Annotated in this window: 15 protein-coding genes; 10 read left to right on the top strand and 5 right to left on the bottom strand. The window is 43.5% G+C overall.

Annotated elements, in window-relative coordinates:
- Positions 1–376 precede the first annotated feature (376 nt).
- Positions 377–1,204: a thiazole synthase gene (locus I6E61_RS01915; RefSeq protein WP_197128950.1), complete on the top strand. Its 828-nt coding sequence runs from the start codon at positions 377–379 to the stop codon at positions 1,202–1,204.
- A 340-nt stretch (positions 1,205–1,544) separates the two neighbouring features.
- The gene (locus tag I6E61_RS01910) at positions 1,545–2,972 is read left to right on the top strand and encodes a wax ester/triacylglycerol synthase family O-acyltransferase (RefSeq protein WP_197128948.1); all 1,428 of its coding nucleotides are present in this window, start codon (positions 1,545–1,547) and stop codon (positions 2,970–2,972) included.
- A 42-nt stretch (positions 2,973–3,014) separates the two neighbouring features.
- Here I6E61_RS01910 and I6E61_RS01905 read toward each other — a convergent pair whose 3' ends face one another.
- Both I6E61_RS01905 and dxs read right to left on the bottom strand, forming a co-directional pair.
- Positions 3,015–3,842: an inositol monophosphatase family protein gene (locus I6E61_RS01905; protein ID WP_110921870.1), complete on the bottom strand. Its 828-nt coding sequence runs from the start codon at positions 3,840–3,842 to the stop codon at positions 3,015–3,017.
- Positions 3,843–4,201: 359 nt separating this feature from the next.
- Positions 4,202–6,265 carry a 1-deoxy-D-xylulose-5-phosphate synthase gene (gene dxs / locus I6E61_RS01900; protein WP_197128946.1) on the bottom strand — a complete coding sequence of 688 codons (2,064 nt, stop codon included), beginning with the start codon at positions 6,263–6,265 and terminating at the stop codon, positions 4,202–4,204.
- A gap of 519 nt (positions 6,266–6,784) precedes the next feature.
- On the opposite strand from dxs, the gene ribA reads away from it, so the two are divergent.
- The 3 genes from ribA to I6E61_RS01885 all read left to right on the top strand — a co-directional run bounded on the left by ribA (position 6,785) and on the right by I6E61_RS01885 (position 9,313).
- Positions 6,785–7,429 (top strand): GTP cyclohydrolase II, encoded by a 645-nt coding sequence (gene ribA / locus I6E61_RS01895; RefSeq protein WP_197128944.1) that lies wholly within the window; start codon positions 6,785–6,787, stop codon positions 7,427–7,429.
- A gap of 52 nt (positions 7,430–7,481) precedes the next feature.
- Positions 7,482–8,429: an oxygen-dependent coproporphyrinogen oxidase gene (gene hemF, locus I6E61_RS01890; protein ID WP_197129458.1), complete on the top strand. Its 948-nt coding sequence runs from the start codon at positions 7,482–7,484 to the stop codon at positions 8,427–8,429.
- A 401-nt stretch (positions 8,430–8,830) separates the two neighbouring features.
- Positions 8,831–9,313: a cytochrome c gene (locus I6E61_RS01885; protein WP_197128942.1), complete on the top strand. Its 483-nt coding sequence runs from the start codon at positions 8,831–8,833 to the stop codon at positions 9,311–9,313.
- Positions 9,314–9,687: 374 nt separating this feature from the next.
- Here the strand turns inward: I6E61_RS01885 and I6E61_RS01880 are convergent, their stop codons facing one another.
- The 3 genes from I6E61_RS01880 to I6E61_RS01870 all read right to left on the bottom strand — a co-directional run bounded on the left by I6E61_RS01880 (position 9,688) and on the right by I6E61_RS01870 (position 12,104).
- The gene (locus I6E61_RS01880) at positions 9,688–10,626 is read right to left on the bottom strand and encodes a mechanosensitive ion channel family protein (protein ID WP_197128941.1); all 939 of its coding nucleotides are present in this window, start codon (positions 10,624–10,626) and stop codon (positions 9,688–9,690) included.
- Positions 10,627–10,730: 104 nt separating this feature from the next.
- Positions 10,731–11,312, bottom strand: a complete 582-nt coding sequence (gloA, locus tag I6E61_RS01875; RefSeq protein ID WP_197128939.1) for a lactoylglutathione lyase — start codon at positions 11,310–11,312, stop codon at positions 10,731–10,733.
- Between the two features lie 153 nt (positions 11,313–11,465).
- The gene (locus tag I6E61_RS01870) at positions 11,466–12,104 is read right to left on the bottom strand and encodes a carbonic anhydrase (RefSeq protein ID WP_197128936.1); all 639 of its coding nucleotides are present in this window, start codon (positions 12,102–12,104) and stop codon (positions 11,466–11,468) included.
- 570 nt (positions 12,105–12,674) lie between these two features.
- Between I6E61_RS01870 and potA the strand changes: the two genes are divergently transcribed.
- The 5 genes from potA to I6E61_RS01845 all read left to right on the top strand — a co-directional run bounded on the left by potA (position 12,675) and on the right by I6E61_RS01845 (position 17,442).
- Positions 12,675–13,928 carry a spermidine/putrescine ABC transporter ATP-binding protein PotA gene (gene potA, locus I6E61_RS01865; RefSeq protein ID WP_197128935.1) on the top strand — a complete coding sequence of 418 codons (1,254 nt, stop codon included), beginning with the start codon at positions 12,675–12,677 and terminating at the stop codon, positions 13,926–13,928.
- Positions 13,928–14,806 (top strand): spermidine/putrescine ABC transporter permease PotB, encoded by an 879-nt coding sequence (gene potB, locus I6E61_RS01860; protein WP_197128932.1) that lies wholly within the window; start codon positions 13,928–13,930, stop codon positions 14,804–14,806. The genes potA and potB overlap by 1 nt, the downstream gene beginning before the upstream one ends.
- Entirely contained in the window at positions 14,806–15,612 is an 807-nt protein-coding gene (gene potC / locus I6E61_RS01855) for a spermidine/putrescine ABC transporter permease PotC (protein ID WP_197128930.1), read from the top strand. The genes potB and potC overlap by 1 nt, the downstream gene beginning before the upstream one ends.
- 137 nt (positions 15,613–15,749) lie before the next feature.
- Positions 15,750–16,640, top strand: a complete 891-nt coding sequence (locus I6E61_RS01850) for a LysR family transcriptional regulator (protein WP_197128928.1) — start codon at positions 15,750–15,752, stop codon at positions 16,638–16,640.
- A 253-nt stretch (positions 16,641–16,893) separates the two neighbouring features.
- Positions 16,894–17,442 carry a hypothetical protein gene (locus I6E61_RS01845; protein ID WP_197128926.1) on the top strand — a complete coding sequence of 183 codons (549 nt, stop codon included), beginning with the start codon at positions 16,894–16,896 and terminating at the stop codon, positions 17,440–17,442.
- Positions 17,443–17,485: the final 43 nt, after the last annotated feature.

The following is a 17,485-nucleotide window of genomic DNA, read 5'->3' as shown; positions in this document are numbered from 1 at the left end:
ACGCCTACTCAATAGTATTACAGCGCATAGTCTGTCGTAACGTATGAATCATAAGTACCACCTATATATACCACTGCTATAGATGCCGCTGTACATATTGTCGTATACCCTAATGAAACCAATAATAAAAAAGACGGGTTGCTTAAATCGTTAAACTGGGTAAAGATTGTCTGTAAGCGCGCATGAGTTTGTTATAATAACATTTTGTTTTTCGTGAGTAGCAAGGCTCCAATTTTGGACGCTGCCTATCTGGTCTTCACCATCATGATTAGAAGCTGCCGCCTGCCATAAAATTACTGCCTACGATGAATAACTTTTACTATTGAACTAACTCTTCGTTTGTCACCTTTGTTCGCCCGCTATTAGGATTATCCTTATGTCACAACAAGCCGCTATTTCTACTACCAGCCCTACGCCACTTTCACAAGATACGTTTACTGTAGGCAGTCGTACATTTTCTTCACGATTGTTGGTTGGCACTGGTAAGTATAAAGACATGACCGAAACTGGTGCTGCTATTGCGGCTTCAGCAGCAGAGATTGTCACGGTTGCTATTCGCCGAGTCAATATCGGTCAGAACAGTAATGAGCCGAACTTGCTGGATGTAATTTCACCTGATAAGTACACCATATTGCCCAACACTGCAGGCTGCTTTGATGCCGAAACTGCCGTTCGTACTTGCAAGCTGGCTCGTGAGCTATTGGGTGGGCATAACTTAGTTAAGCTTGAAGTATTGGGCGATGAAAAAACGCTTTATCCAAACGTAATGGAAACGTTAAAAGCCGCCAAAGTATTGATTGATGATGGCTTTGAGGTGATGGTTTATACGTCAGATGATCCTATCGTCGCACAAGAATTAGAAAGCATGGGCTGTGTCGCTATTATGCCACTAGGTAGCTTGATTGGTTCAGGTCTTGGTCTGCTCAATCGTCATACGCTTAGCTTGATTATTGAAAACGCTAAAGTACCCGTACTGGTAGATGCTGGCGTCGGCACTGCCTCTGATGCAGCGCTTGCGATGGAGCTCGGCTGTGATGGTGTATTGATGAACTCTGCGATTGCCAATGCTCAAAACCCAGTCATGATGGCACATGCTATGAAGCATGCCATGTGGGCTGGTCGCGCAGCATTCTTAGCAGGGCGTATGCCGGTACGTAAAATGGCAACTGCTAGCTCGCCACAAACTGGATACTTTTTTCAGTAAAACATCTAGCAACACGTCTAAAAGTCTGTGATAAAACAATAAGAAAAAATGACGTCAGGCGTAAATAAGCACTTAGGGATTTTGAACACTCTACTATTGGCAGCGACTAGTGGTAGATGTTCAACATAACCTAGTCACTGTTTCATTGAACACCAAGCTTCATTAAATACTTGGCTTAATTGAATACCTACCAATGACAGTCTCTCATTCGACGTATATCAATTCACAATAAAAGTATGACAGCGTTAACCTTACGTGAAGTATTACCTATACACTTATACTTGATCGCCTTGTCCCACTTTTAGATCGAATCAACCACATCGTCATAAAAGGATTTATTATGCGACTTCTCACAGCAGTCGACCAATTATTTTTGCTTCTTGAGTCGCGTAAACAACCTATGCATGTAGGTGGTTTATTTTTATTTGAAGTACCAGATGCGGCTGATAGCGACTTTGTCTATCAGCTAGTCAAACAGATGCAAGACTCTGATGTACCGCCAAGCTTCCCGTTTAATCAAGTATTGGAGCATATGGCGTTTTGGCAAAATGACAAAAACTTTGATGTCGAGCATCACCTTCATCATGTCGCACTACCAAAACCTGCACGGGTACGCGAACTGCTCATGTATGTCTCAAGAGAGCATGGACGTCTCTTGGATCGCGCGATGCCTTTATGGGAATGTCACGTGATTGAAGGCATTCAGCCAGAAAATGAAGGCGATCCTGAACGTTTTGCTTTATATTTCAAAATTCATCATTCTTTGGTAGATGGCATTGCTGCCATGCGCCTCGTTCAAAAATCTTTATCGCAGTCACCTACTGAACCCGTAACCCTGCCAATCTGGTCTTTAATGGCACGTCATCGTAACCACGTCAACGCCATACTTCCTTCGAAAAGATCTATCAGACGCATTATTAAAGAGCAGATATCTACCATCAAGCCTGTGTTTACAGAATTGCTAGACAATCTCAAAAATTCTGGAGATGATGGCTATGTCGGCACTTTTGATGCGCCCATGAGTATTTTGAACAAGCGTATCTCTGCATCACGGCGTATTGCAGCGCAGTCTTATGATATTCAGCGCTTTAATGATATTGCCGACAGATTAAAAATCAGTAGAAATGATGTGGTACTGGCAGTTTGCGCTGGTGCCATCCGTCGCTATTTGATATCGATGGATGCGTTGCCTAGTAAGCCACTAATTGCCTTTGTACCGATGTCACTGCGTACAGATAATAGCGTATCGGGTAATCAGCTGTCATTTGTACTGGCCAACCTAGGCACACATTTAGATGATCCATTACGTCGGATACAGCTCATCCATCGTAGTATGAACAGTGGTAAGCGCCGCTTCCGCCGTATGAACCAAGCACAAGTTATCAACTACAGTGTTATCGCCTACGCTTGGGAAGGTATCAATCTAGCAACCGGTTTATTCCCGAAAAAACAAGCCTTTAACCTCATTATCTCCCACGTACCTGGTTCTGAAAAACCTCTATATTGGAATGGTGCGCGCTTGCAATCTCTATATCCGGCTTCTATCGTATTCAACGGACAAGCGATGAATATTACGTTAGCCAGTTATTTGGATAAAATTGAGTTTGGTATTGCGGCTTGCAGTAAGGCATTGCCTCACGTACAAGACATGCTCGCGCTGATAGAAGAAGAATTAACACTGCTAGAAACGACCAGTAAGACGCTTGAATTTCAGGGTATAACCGTTGGCAGTGAAAGTGATAAAGCAACAAAAAAGCTGGCTCCTTAACGGAACCAGCTTTTTATTATCAATACTTTTAAGTATTGCTACTTATACAGCCTCGCCCCAACTCGGAACGACTACTTGCATCAATGGCTTTAACAGTTTGATGTTACAAGCAAAAATAGAACCTGAAGTCATCGAGTTGTGCGCGCCTGTATGATCGACAACCACACCACGTGCCTCAGTGACAATAAGCTCACCAGCAGCGATATCCCACGGCTTGATAGACATCTCGAAATAACCATCGAAACGACCAGCAGCTACATAGCATAAATCCAATGCTGCAGACCCTAAACGACGAATTTGACCACCCGCTTCAGAGACTTTCTGTAGGCTTTCAAAATGCTCTTTCGCATAAGAAATCACTTCACCATTGCGCTTACGCTCAAGCGGATGACCCGTAGTAAATAGGCCACCATCAAGCGTTTTTCGTTCGCTCACTTGCATACGGCGATTGTTCAAGCGCGCGCCTTTACCGCGGCTAGCAGAGAACATCTCGTCACGGACTGGATCATAGACCACGCCATGTTGAGTAACGCCTTTATGCTGTACAGCAATCGATACGCAGAACTGCGGCACACCATGAACGAAGTTTTTGGTGCCATCTAGCGGATCGATAATCCAGCACCAGTCAGCGTCTTCGCCGCGACCTTCTTGCATACCAAACTCTTCGCCCAAAAACGAATGATTCGGATAGCTGGCTTTTAGCGTCTCAATCGTCAGCTCTTCACTGAAACGATCAATACGTGTGACCAATCCATCAAGTCCTTTCGACTCGATGTCCAATTCAATTTTGTGGCGGTTCTGATGCGCATATAAAATCTCTTTACCAACTTTTTCAGCAGTACGCGCTGCGATGACGACCATGGGTTCCATAAATAACCTATTTGCTTGATGAATGAATAAAAAAATAAGACTAACTTTGTGCCCACAACATGCCGATTAGACTAGCCGCATCACACCACATCTATGCGATTAAAAAAACGTATCTTTTATAGATGAAAACTTATAAACGACAACCGCATTATACTAAAATTATTCGATAAAAACGAAAAAACCATTACGTTCGCCAAACCAACCCCTATTTTGGTGGTCATCACAAACTGCGCAAGTTGTAAAAAAGTCAGCACCTACGGCTAAGCAGGCGTTAGCTCTATCTATCGAGCCTTTATCTGTTCAAACTAACATTATTAATTTTAAATCAATTTCGACCATACTATTTATAACAACCCGGCTTATGATAATAACTGTCGAAGCTGCTTACTCACACCGTCGACACTCAAACCGCAATCAGCCAGTTGCTCAGATTGGGAACCGTGCGCAATGAAGCGATCAGGGATGCCCATATTAGCAATAACTGGACGAGTACGCTTAAAAGCAGCTGACTCATTGAGCAAATATTCATTGACCGCACTACCCGCGCCGCCAGTAATGACATGCTCTTCTAGGGTCGCGATATGAGTAATGCCTTTTGCCAAGAGCGCTTCTAATAGGCTAGTGTCTAAAGGTTTTACCCAGCGCATATTCACCACATGCACTTGATACTCTGATTCTGTATCACCACTGACGATAGTGTCTGCTGCGTGCTGAGCCGTGGTCATCATCGTACCAAATACCAATAATGCGAGCTTTTTCGGCGCATCATTAGAGCCTAATACTGACTCTACCACAGCTTCGCCGATTTTATAATTTTGTGCTGGCTGTTCGATAGTCGCGCCCGTACCCACACCACGTGGATAGCGTACTGCTGTACATCCTTGATAGTCATAACAAGTATTGAGCAGATGGTAACATTCATTTTCATCTTTTGGCGCTGCAATTACCATGTTAGGCACACAACGTAAAAATGCAAAATCAAATACGCCAGCATGGGTTGCGCCATCTTCACCGACTAAGCCTGCTCGGTCAATAGCGAATGTTACGTCTAAATTCTGCAATGCAACATCATGAATCAACTGATCATAGCCACGCTGTAAAAACGTTGAATAAATCGCGACAATCGGTTTGACGCCTTGAGTCGCCATGCCAGCTGCTAGTGTGACTGCATGTTGCTCGGCAATCGCCACATCAAAAAAACGTTCTGGAAAATGACGAGCAAAGTCGATCATTCCGGAGCCTTCTTCCATAGCAGGAGTAATGGCAAGCAGTTTGTCATCTTCAGCGGCTTTATCACACAAAAACTGTCCGAACACTTGCGAGTATTTTAACGCTGGCTTGTTTTTTGGAACGTTAGCTACTGAAGTATCAGCTACCTTGGTCTTCGCTTCGTCATCTTCGACAGGCAGTTTGCTAATGGCATGATAACCGACTGGATCTAATTCAGCTGGCGCAAAGCCTTTGCCTTTAGTGGTATAAATATGAACCAATACTGGACCTGATACTTGCTTGGCAAGTGATAATACTCGCAGTAGCTCAGGAATATTATGACCATCAAACGGACCAAAATAGGTAAACCCAATCGCTTTAAATAAGTTGTCTTCTAACTGCGGGACGTCGCGCATCTCTTTGTGGCGCTTACGGCGATCAAACCCTTGCATATCAGGACGATGACAGAGAACAGGCTCGCCTGCCTCAGAGATATCAACCTGATATCCTGACTCCCACAGCATGGCTAAATGCCGCGAAAACCCACCGATAGAACAAGATATCGACATATCATTGTCGTTCAAGATAACTAGCAAATCAGCGTCTTGCTGTACTGCATCATTCATGGCCTCAAACGCCATGCCGCCTGTCATCGCACCATCGCCGATGATACAGGCCACTGTTTGTGCACGGCCTTGATAGCGCAGCGCTAAGCTCATGCCTAGACCCGCTGAGATTGAAGTCGATGAATGACCAACGCCAAAGGTATCGTATACAGACTCCGCACGCTCTGGAAAAGCCGTTAAGCCATCTTTCGATCTAATAGTGCCTAACTGCTCACGACGACCAGTCAATACTTTATGAGCATAGGCTTGATGGCCTACGTCCCAAACAATCTGATCTTGCGGCGTATCTAATAAATAATGTAGCGCAATGGTCAATTCGACCACGCCCAAATTGGCACCAAAATGCCCACCACTCTGACCAGCTGAATACAGCAGAAACAGTCGTAGTTCGTCCGCCAAGGTAATAAGCTGAGTGGTGGTAAACGCGTTTAGATCAGACGGCGCATCGATGCTATCAAGTAGTGGCGTATTTGGACGCACACGCGGAATGACAGCATAAGTCTGCTGCAAATTTGACAGCTGGGCAGCAGGTTTAATGGCTGACGCAGATACGAACTGAGACTGTGGGGAATGAGGTGACTGCTGCATAAACCGTACGATACCTACCAATCTGCTGACAAGACGTGCTTTAGAGTATAAAGATAACTATAGCTAAGCGACGTCAATAATATCTACATCATTATTGATGTAACTGACCATATAATTATTCATGCATCGCCTACGTATCTATACCTACGCGGCGCCTAACAACAAACGCGCCGTCATAATAGACAGCGCTTCCATACTAGGGGTTGATATTATGCCTTATTATTTTGCATCAATATCGAATGTTCGTGACGACATAGTAATGTAAGGGTAAAGACTTGTCACTGTATCCGTCAAAATAGTATGGCATAATAGCATTTTTTTTTAATGGTCGCTTTAATCATCGTGCATCGTCTGTGAACTTTGTGTGTTTTTATAATAAAGACAATCAGCACGCATGTTTTACGAACAGATTATACTGCTATTATCCTAACTATAATGATACAGCTAGGATGACATCGCTGCGTTATTACTGCTAATACAGACCTTACTGCCACAACTACCGGCTTATGCAGGACATTAATGTCATATCAATTTATTACTAGTGCCAAACTACCGACTCGTCATGGCGAGTTTGATATTCATATCTTTGAAAACGAAGATGGTCAAGAGCATGTAATGCTGACCGTCGGGCTGCCTGTGGTCGACCAAAATACAGCTACGCCATCAGAGCGACCGGCTCCCTTGATTCGTATACACTCTGAGTGCCTCACTGGCGATGCTTTTAGCTCATTGAAGTGCGACTGTGGCCCGCAGCTTAATTCGGCGATGCAAGCCGTACAAGAGGCTGGCTGTGGTGCGATTTTATATCTGCGCCAAGAAGGTCGCGGTATTGGTCTCACCAATAAGATTCGTGCTTATGCCCTTCAAGATCAAGGTCATGATACGTTAGACGCCAATCTGATGTTGGGCTTGCCTGCAGATGCGCGTATTTATGACATGTGTGGGCCGATGCTCGCTCATATCGGTGTTGATGCGGTCAGACTCATTACTAATAACCCTAACAAAATTGCTTATCTTACTGAGCATGGTATCGATGTTGTGGAACGTGTACCATTATTGGTAGGCGTCAATGATATGAATGCTGAATACCTCGCGACCAAGCGTGACCGCATGGGACATCTATTGGACAAAGACTTCAATACTGCAATACACCTGAATAAATAGATATTTTATGAGTATTTCAAATATAGATAATAAATCAGACCTGTCAGAATCAGTGGTAACACCGACCAATAATGACATCACCCGAGTGCGTGAGTTTTTAGTCGATTTGCAGGCACGTATCTGTCAAGCACTAGAAGCGCAAGAGCACGATGGTGGCGGCAATGCAACCTTCGTCCCTGATAACTGGGAACGCCCTGAAGGTGGTGGTGGACGCTCGTGCGTACTAGCAGATGGCGACGTGATTGAAAAAGCTGGTGTGATGTTTAGCCACATTCATGTACACAACCTGCCAGCTTCAGCTACGGCGCGCCATCCCAATATCGCTGGCCGAAAGGCTCAAGCCATGGGCGTGTCACTGGTCGTGCACCCCAAAAACCCTAACGTCCCGACCAGCCATGCCAATGTCCGTTTGTTCGTTGCTGAAGCTGAGGGCGAAGCGCCTATTTGGTGGTTTGGTGGTGGGTTTGATTTGACACCGTTTTACCCCGTACTTGCTGACTGCGTCCACTGGCATCAAGTTTGCCATGATCTGTGCGCACCTTTCGGTGATACTGTTTATCCTGACTTTAAACAATGGTGTGATGAGTACTTTCACCTACGTCATCGTGATGAGCAACGAGGTATCGGCGGCTTATTCTATGATGATGTCAATACTGAAAGCCGCGGCTGGGATTTTGAGACTTGCTTTGATTTTATGAAAGCAGTGGGTAATGGTTATCTTGACGGTATCACACCTATCTTCGAGCAGCGTAAAGACACGCCTTATACCGAACAGCAGCGTGAATTCCAACTGTATCGCCGTGGCCGCTACGTTGAATACAACTTGGTCTACGATCGCGGCACGCTATTTGGACTACAGAGTAATGGCCGTATTGAGTCTATCTTAGTAAGTATGCCGCCACTGGCCAGTTGGCACTATCGCTTCGAGCCTACTGAAGGCTCACCGGAGTTTGAGTTAACTGACGTTTATCTAAAGCCGCGTGAGTGGTTGACTCTATAGCCGATGTGAATACAATAAAGATTAGGAATATATACTAGACAACAATCTAGTAGATTCAAATAAAGGTCAGCTATAACAGCTGACCTTTATCATATGGGGCTTATCACCTTCACAGAGATATAGACTGCCATTTATTTAAAGGTAGTGTCATTGATTAATCGTACATAAGCCAACCCAATGATATGGTTTAGATAATTATCGTCACTGTGAATATTACGATGCTATAACAACTATTTTAACCATAGCTACTCAAATAATGGTTACAATACAGATTAAATTTCCAAAAAATCACTGATAAGCAGACATACTTTTAAGTAATTATGAGTTGATTTTTACAACAGTATCAAAGCCATCGTTTGCAAATACGCATACTATTAGCCAAATTTAAAGGAGTAATCTATATGGCACAGGTTCATTCTAACAAATCATTGAAATCTATCTTCGGTATCACATTAATGGCAGCCGCCTTAGGTCTAACAGCCTGTAGTACTGCAACCGAGTCTGACTCTAGCCCTGATATACAAGCCCGTCAAGACAGCATGAAAAACTGGGGTGATGCAATGGGCGTCATGGGTGATATGGCCAAAGCACCAGATACCTTTGACGCTGATGTCGTTAAAGAGCAAGCTGCATTCTTAGCAGAAGACTCTACAACTCCTTGGAGTCATTTTGAAAACCAAGAAGAGATGGGTAATGCCACTGAAGCAGTTTGGTCTAATGCTGATGGTTTCCGTGCAGAAGCTGATAACTTCCAAAAAGTTACCGCTGAACTAAATGCTGCTGCTCAAACAGCTACTAGCATGGATGACATCAAACCTGCCTTCGGTCAAGTTGGTGCTAGCTGTAAGTCATGCCATACAGACTTTAGAGCAAAAGATGAATAAATCTTTATACTAGGCCGTGTTGAATATTCGACCATGGCACTGACAGCGACTATTTTTTAGACAGTTCGACTGTTAAAAATAGTAAGTTTAGTCATTCTAAGCGTCTACTTTTAACCATGAAATAGCAAAAAATAGTGCTGTCTCTGCGAGCTGATGCTAAAACCGCCCCATACTGTGTTGTAAACTTTGTTAAGGCATGAGCATTACCATCATTTTACGCCTTGTCTGGAACAGTTTTAGTCATCAGCAGTGCCTATTTGTGAATGTTCAACATGCCCTAATAGCCAGTAGATAAGCATAAAAAAACCGCCACGTTGTTTGATGTGGCGGTTTTTTATGGTTGAAATTAAGAGACAATATGAATAATGGCTTGATTATTCTACTGCTGTCTTTTCCACATTGATGGTTTTTTGCTCATTAAGTTTATCGACAATCGTCATCACTGATGAGTCACTCAAGTCTATCGTTCTAATCGGGAATGGAATATTTACACCTGCTGCATCTAGCGCGAGTTTAATCTCTACAAATACTTGATGAATAGAGGCGACTTTGTGAGCTTGCGTACCATCCTCAATAAACCAACGCACCATCAAATCAATCGTTGAGTCTCCAAAACCTGTCGCAATCACGCTCGGCTCAGCTTTCTTTGACACGCTATCTGCCCTATCTAATGCTCGCAAGATTTCAACTTTTGCCGCTTCGATATCATCTTCATAACCAATACCCACCGCCAGTTGTAACCGGCGCTGCTTGTAGGCTGTATTAACCGTCAATGCTGAGGTATACAAATCAGAATTGGGAATAACGACTTGCCGACCATCATAAGTTTTGATAGTGGTTGCACGAATTTTAATATCTTCTACTGTGCCTTCATATTCACCTGAAACAATCTGATCTCCGATACGAAATGGCTCTGAGATGAGTAATAAAATACCAGATAATAAGTTTTGAAAAATATCTTTAAAGGCAAAACCAATAGCCACTGAACCGATACCAAGGGCGCCGATCAACTTCGCAGGCGTAAAGCCTGGTACCGTAATCACCATGGCTATCATGATGCCAATAAATATAATGAGTGCACCGCCCACTCGCTGAAAGACCTTAACCAAATTTTGGTGCCGTCTACGACTGCCTAAAATTTTATAGACTACTTTTTTAAAAGCAATTGATAAAAACCAAAAAATAAGAATAACGATGATTGATGCCACAAAATACGGAATACGCTCAAGAAAACCAACCAATATTCCATTTGCTGAATCAATAATACTTTGGTAGGTCAGTGCATCAGGTGTTGCTGCCTCAGAGGTCGGCATCTAGGTGTCACTCCTTTGATCAATGGGTTCGCTGATTTACTCATTTTTTTAATAGCCATCACTTCTTTACATAAGCAACGATCGTTTATGCAAAGAATCAAAACCTAGCGCATCAAGTCAGCTTGTACAATCTCAATCCAGTAGCCATCGACATCTTTAATAAAGGCAATATTTTTCATGCTACCATCTTCTGGACGTTTCTTAAATTCGACGTTATTTTTATCAAACCACGCCACCGCTTCATCCAGACTCGGCACGCTAAAGCAAATATGACCAAAACCCTGTGGATCTTGGTTACCATCATGATAGCTAAAATCAGCTTTGGTTTCGGTACCGTAGTTATGAGTCAACTCTAAGATACCGCGCTGACGAAATGCAAAGATTTCTAAATCATCACCAGCAGGTAGGTTCTCTCGTTCGCTCTCAGTAAGCTTGGCTAAAAAGTATAGATCAAAACCCATATCAGGGAATTTCTTTACCGCCAGCAACGTCATACCAAGGACACCTGTGTAGAACGCTAGCGACTTGGCAGGATCTTTTACCCGTAGCATCGTATGGTTGAATGTAAAGCCAGTCGTCTGAGCCGAAATAGGCTGAACACCATCGGTATTTACGCTACTAGTCGGCTGGGCTATAAGTGATTCGTTATTATTATTGGTGGCTGAGCCATTATTTGATATAGACATAATTATCCTAATATTGACAAAATATAGAGTTAAAAAAACAAGCGCGTAAAGGCTTTTCACGCGCTTGACTCTCTTATCATAATAAAAAATCACGAAAGGATTGAGAGGATTTTGTAATAGTGCTTATATGATACGGCCGATTTAGACGATTTATTAGCTGTCTAAGAACCGTACCTTTCCTGTCTCTAAATCATACTCTGCACCAACAACTAGTAACTGACCGCTATTGGTCAAGTCTTCCAGTGCGCGCGATCCATGCTTAAGCTGGCTAACCGACATGCGCACGTTGGCACGGATTGAGCGATCAACTAGCTCGTCGGCATCGACGTCTTGACCATTGGCAGTTGCCAATTCATGCAGGTTATAAACACTTGGACGGATGCGATCTACGATGGACTGCAAATTGGGCGAGTAGTTTGTTTCAGGATTGATGAGTGTTTCTACGCAGGCCGTAACCGCACCGCAATGGGAATGTCCGAGTACGACCACCAACTTGGTACCGAATTTTTCGGCCGCAAATTCAATCGAGCCAATCTGTGATGGTGCGACCACGTTTCCAGCGACTCGAATCACGAACAAATCACCCAAGCCTTGATCAAATACAATCTCAACCGGTACCCGTGCGTCCGAACAACCCAAAATAATAGCCAAAGGGTCTTGGTCTTTAACCAACTCCGGACGCCTTTGCATCATCGGATCAGTATTACTCAAGCTATCAATGTAGCGTGCATTTCCTTCTTTCAAAAGCTCAAGGGCTTCTTGACCTGTTTTTGGGCGCGTATTATTCGGCATAAGATATCCTTTATCATCAATAATATTAGAGTTATAAGCTGTTTAAATCGGATCTAGAGTTAGGCTCACTCAGTCTACTATCTGTCGCACTTTTGCTCGCTTCTCTAGTATCCAAATCGTATTTAACTGGCTATATTCAAACACAAATCGACTAAATAACTGACTAGTCATTATTAAGTACTGACAAGCCAATTATATTGATCTGACACAGAGTGATTGTATAGGAATACCGCCTAAAAAATGATAAAAAACTTTGTTTTAATGTCGCTATATGACGCAATTATTGCTAACTGCCCTAAACCATAGAAGTAGAAACCCTTACCAAATGTCCTAAATAGGCTCGCCAGCAAATAGAACTGAAAAGCTAAAAATAAAAGTTTTTCGATATCACCACCGTGTCACTCACGTAACTTATGACGAACTTGCACTAATTTATATCAAGGGTTTGTTATAATAGGTGGCAACCAGACTACTTTCATCCCCATAGCTTATACCCATATCAAATGTCTTTGACCACAGTATCCTAAATGACTGGCCATACTGAAATGTTAGATGCTTAGGAAAAATATTATGACCACCCCACCACCCAATACGCACAAAACTTCTGCATCACCTCATGATGATCAGGTGCTGCTGCAACTGACTGGTCTAAAAAAAACCTACGATCAAACTGAAGTATTAAAAGACATCAACCTCGATATTCAGCATGGTGAGTTTTTGACACTGCTTGGTCCTTCAGGCTGCGGTAAGACAACCCTACTACGCTTGATTGCGGGCTTTGAGCAGCCAAATGCTGGTGCTATTCATTTAGATGGCGTACAGATGGCAGGGTTACCTGCGGATAAGCGTCCGGTCAATACAGTGTTTCAACAGTATGCGTTGTTTCCTCATATGACCGTCGCCCAAAACGTAGCTTATGGCCTAAAGCTTAAAAAAATACCGAAAGATGAGATTCAGACACGAGTACGCGAGATGCTCGCGATGGTGCAGCTAGAACATTTGGCCAATCGTAAACCGCAAGATTTGTCGGGTGGTCAGCAGCAGCGTGTTGCGATTGCACGCGCCGTGATTAATCGTCCTAAACTGCTGTTACTCGATGAGCCATTATCTGCGCTCGATCACAAACTGCGTTTGCAAATGCAATCTGAGCTTAAGCGTCTACAACGTGAGCTGGGCATCACTTTTGTCTTTGTCACCCACGATCAAGAAGAAGCACTCTCGATGTCGGACCGTATCGCAGTGATGAAAGACGGCACGTTTCAGCAAATCGGTACGCCTATCGAGATTTATGAAACGCCTGCGAACTTGTTCACAGCTAAATTCATCGGTGAGACCAATCTATTTAAAGCAGAAGTAAAAGGTGTCTATCCCAATCAGCCAGATCGTGATGGTAAAGTCACCAACGGACGTATTGAGGTAGAAGTTTGCGAGGCACAAGCTCAAGATGGCCCAACCAGTTTGCGTAATTTACGTCGGCCTAATTTTGCCAATGATGTGCAAGTCGGCGACATCGTAAACTTACTCCTGCGCCCAGAAGACTTAAGAATTTACGACCCAAAAGATGACGAGCATGCTGGACTGTTTGGCCGCGTGATTGAAAGTAACTATAAAGGTAGCACGCTCGACTCGATTATTGAGCTAGCAAACGGCCATATTATTAAAGCCTCAGAATTCTTTGACGAAGACGATCCAAGCTTTGACTATAAGCTGAATGAAGCTGTTAAAGTCTCATGGGTAGACGGCTGGGAGTGGGTATTGCCAGAAGACTCTACTGAGCCAAATAAAGGTGAAGACCATACAACCGTGCAAAAGGATGCCAGCTAATGGCAGGTCACAGCTTAGGCAGCAAAAGTCCTTTTCGTACCGCAACGCTATGGCTCATTTGGGGTTGGTTACTGATATTCGCGCTACTGCCAAATATTTTGGTCATCGCTGTCAGCTTCTTGACCCGCGATAGTAGTGCTTTTATTAGTTTTCCGGTCAGTATCGACAGCTATGCACGCATGATTGATCCGCTCTATTTTGGCGTATTTATCCATTCGTTATGGATGGCAGGCATCACGACCATCATCTGCTTGTTACTTGGCTACCCTTTTGCATGGCTGATATCTAGGGCCAAACCCCGTTGGCAGCCACTGCTGATGATGCTGTTAATACTACCGTTTTGGACCAACTCTCTGGTGCGTACTTATGCACTCAAGTTGCTGTTTGCCAATAATGGTTTGATTAATAAATCACTGCTTGCGATAGGCGTCATCGATACCCCTATCGATATCCTATATACGCAAGGTGCAGTGATAGCTGGTCTGACGTATTTACTATTCCCATTTATGGTATTGCCGTTATATGCCGTGTTTACTGACTTGCGTCAGGACATGCTACTGGCATCACAAGATTTGGGCGCATCCAAGACGCAGACTTTTTGGCATATCGTACTACCATTGACGACGCCGGGTATTATCTCAGGAGTGCTCTTAGTCTTGCTGCCAGCAATGGGGATGTTTTACGTTGCTGATATCTTGGGTGGCTCACGCAACTTACTGGTGGGAAATATAATCAAAAACCAGTTTTTGGATGCGCGCGATTGGCCATTTGGTGCCGCAGCTAGCGTGTTATTAACCCTCGCTATGGCCGTGCTGTTACTGGCCTATCGCGCCAGTAGTCGCCGCATTGGCAAGACCGATTTCAGTGAGGTGGCCTAATGTCTTACAGCTCACCAACCAAAAAAACTCGTCCGCTCAAGATTGGCAGTATCGCCGCCAAGGGATATCTTGGGCTGATTTATGCCTTGTTATATCTGCCTATTATTGTTTTGGTAGTAATGTCATTTAACAAATCAAAAATTGGCTACAACTGGGGCGGCTTTAGCCTAAAGTGGTACGAATCGCTATTTAATAACCAAGCCATGCTAGATGCGTTTTGGCACTCCATTGTATTAGGATTGGTCGCTGCGACCGTCTCAACATTGATAGGTACGCTCACCGCTTTGGCACTACACCGTTATAATTTCCGTGGTAAAGGCTTGCTAAATGGGCTGCTGTTCGTATTGATGATGTCGCCCGAAATTGTATTGGCCATCTCATTATTAGCGCTATTCTTATTAATTGGTCTGCAATTAGGATTTGTCTCGCTGTTATTAGCACACATTACCTTTTGTCTACCGTTTGTGGTCATCACTGTATTTGCACGATTAAGCAGTCTAGATGAGAAATTGATGGAAGCGGCACGCGACTTGGGTGCTAACGAGTCAACGATGGTACGCACAGTGCTTATTCCTGTTATTTTACCAGCAGTAATGGCAGGTTGGTTACTCGCCTTTACGTTGTCATTGGATGATGTGGTGGTTTCAACCTTTGTCACCGGTCCAAGCTATGAGATTTTACCGTTACGGATTTATTCTATGGTACGAGTAGGACTCAAACCAGAAGTCAACGCTATCGGTACATTGCTACTGGCTGCTTCTTTAATCTTGGTTATCATCTCGCAGCTGCTACTACGTCGACGCTAGTTTGCCGTTGCCAATCTGACATCGCTAGTTTGGCACTGCTTATTATTGACACTGCTTATTAATAGTAAGCTTTGAATGAAAGTCAGCGCTATATCTATTATAATGAATTTTTCTCATCTGAGCGGTTAGGTTACCTTATGTTAGAGCTCCGTCACCTCAATACCCTAACCGCGCTACGGGCGCATGGTTCACTCGCTGCTGCTGCCGATGAGCTGCATGTCACAGCTTCTGCGGTCTCGCATCAGTTGAAAGAGCTAGAGAATTACTACGATATCAGTTTGGTCAATCGTCGTACACGCCCGCTCACCTTTACTCCTGCTGGCAAGACAGTACTGGCGTTGGCAGATAACATAATGCCACAAGTTACCCGCACCAAGTCCAACCTGAAGCGCCTAGCACATGGTCAAGCGGGCAGATTACGCCTAGCATCCGAGTGTCATAGTTGCTTTGATTGGCTGATGCCGATACTCAATCATTATCGCCGTGAGTGGTCAGATGTCGAGCTAGACTTTGCCACAGGGTTTGAACCTGAGCCGCATCACCTGCTCATGGAAGGTGACATTGACTTGTTGATTACCACCAGTGATTTACCGATAGACGGTATCAGCTATCAGCCGCTGTTTGAGTACGAGAGTCGCTTGGTACTATCGCCCACGCATGATTTGGCAGCACAAGAATTTATTGAACCCAATGATTTGACTGAAGAAACCTTGATTGCTTATCCAGTAGAGGCCAAGCGTCTCGATATTATCGCCAACTTTATGACGCCTGCGCAGGTAAGTTTTGAGAATGTGCGTACTACAGAGCTGACAGCGATGCTTATTCAGCTAGTCGCTAGTGAGCGCGGAGTTGCTGCATTGCCTGATTGGGTTGTGGCGGAATATGAGAAAAAAGGTTGGGTCGTGTCGCGGAAGTTAGGTGCAGGTGTGCATTGTCAGCTGTATGCAGCAACGCGTACCTCAAGCCAAGACATGGCTTATATGCAAGGGTTTGCGAATTTATTGGAAGGGATAGTGAAGCCGTTGTAGTTTCATTACTAATTACTTTCTTATAGTTATAAAATATTAGTCACTTTTTCATATCGTAACGAATGTTATGGTAAATAATGGTTCCCTAGTGAGGACTTGAACCTTTGGCTGTGGGCTAATAGTATCAATAGTTTTGATTATTTATTTCATTGTAGTTTACTTCACAGTGTACATATTGAGATACTTAATGTGATTTGATTATCTCACTCTAAAATAGGTAATTGATTAATCGAAATAGCGAAAGGCTTAGGATGTGAAAAAATTTATACCTGATTTAAAAGCTGATATTGTGCCTTTACAGAGTGCTGCAGGTATTGAGATTGGCTTAATTTTTGATGACTTCATCAAATACTCATCTCATAAAATGGTCAGTGAACAGGAGTTCAGTAGTCTCTCAAATACTGACAATTTGTGGTATGTAGTGCATTTAAAAGGGGTTAATATCTTAGGTAAACATTATGATTCTTACTCTTGCCGTTGGAATAACGATGTTACCTTACAATTTGATGGATGCCCTAAAAAAGTATTATACGGAATTATAGTTTCAGGAGCTTATACAGGTGCATTATTTAATGAGCTTAGAATCAGCGATAGGCTAGATAAATTATCTGATAAGTATGACTTAGATTTCTATGCTGATAGTCATTATTTAGTTTACAAAGACAATGATGAGTGTGTACCTGTGGAGATTGGTACTGATTACTTAGTTGATTATTCATATGAACCAAATCAGGTTATTGAACTGTTTTACGTAATGATGCACTCGGAACAGCAAAAGAAATATGGGATTAGCTGGGATTAATTACACACCTTAATCAGACAGGCAGTTTCAATGCCTAAGATTT

Origin of the sequence: Psychrobacter sp. NZS113, assembly GCF_015864825.1 — a bacterium.
In the GTDB taxonomy this organism is placed as follows: domain Bacteria; phylum Pseudomonadota; class Gammaproteobacteria; order Pseudomonadales; family Moraxellaceae; genus Psychrobacter.
This window is presented reverse-complemented; position numbering and strand designations above follow the sequence as displayed.

Excerpts from the sequence above, each read along its gene's own strand:
- I6E61_RS01880 (WP_197128941.1), bottom strand. The coding sequence starts at position 10,626 with ATGCCGACCTCTGAGGCAGCAACACCTGATGCACTGACCTACCAAAGT.
- potA (WP_197128935.1), top strand. The coding sequence starts at position 12,675 with ATGACCACCCCACCACCCAATACGCACAAAACTTCTGCATCACCTCAT.
- I6E61_RS01850 (WP_197128928.1), top strand. The coding sequence starts at position 15,750 with ATGTTAGAGCTCCGTCACCTCAATACCCTAACCGCGCTACGGGCGCAT.
- I6E61_RS01905 (WP_110921870.1), bottom strand. The coding sequence starts at position 3,842 with ATGGAACCCATGGTCGTCATCGCAGCGCGTACTGCTGAAAAAGTTGGT.
- I6E61_RS01885 (WP_197128942.1), top strand. The coding sequence starts at position 8,831 with ATGGCACAGGTTCATTCTAACAAATCATTGAAATCTATCTTCGGTATC.
- gloA (WP_197128939.1), bottom strand. The coding sequence starts at position 11,312 with ATGTCTATATCAAATAATGGCTCAGCCACCAATAATAATAACGAATCA.
- I6E61_RS01915 (WP_197128950.1), top strand. The coding sequence starts at position 377 with ATGTCACAACAAGCCGCTATTTCTACTACCAGCCCTACGCCACTTTCA.
- potB (WP_197128932.1), top strand. The coding sequence starts at position 13,928 with ATGGCAGGTCACAGCTTAGGCAGCAAAAGTCCTTTTCGTACCGCAACG.
- dxs (WP_197128946.1), bottom strand. The coding sequence starts at position 6,265 with ATGCAGCAGTCACCTCATTCCCCACAGTCTCAGTTCGTATCTGCGTCA.
- I6E61_RS01910 (WP_197128948.1), top strand. The coding sequence starts at position 1,545 with ATGCGACTTCTCACAGCAGTCGACCAATTATTTTTGCTTCTTGAGTCG.
- ribA (WP_197128944.1), top strand. The coding sequence starts at position 6,785 with ATGTCATATCAATTTATTACTAGTGCCAAACTACCGACTCGTCATGGC.
- I6E61_RS01870 (WP_197128936.1), bottom strand. The coding sequence starts at position 12,104 with ATGCCGAATAATACGCGCCCAAAAACAGGTCAAGAAGCCCTTGAGCTT.
- potC (WP_197128930.1), top strand. The coding sequence starts at position 14,806 with ATGTCTTACAGCTCACCAACCAAAAAAACTCGTCCGCTCAAGATTGGC.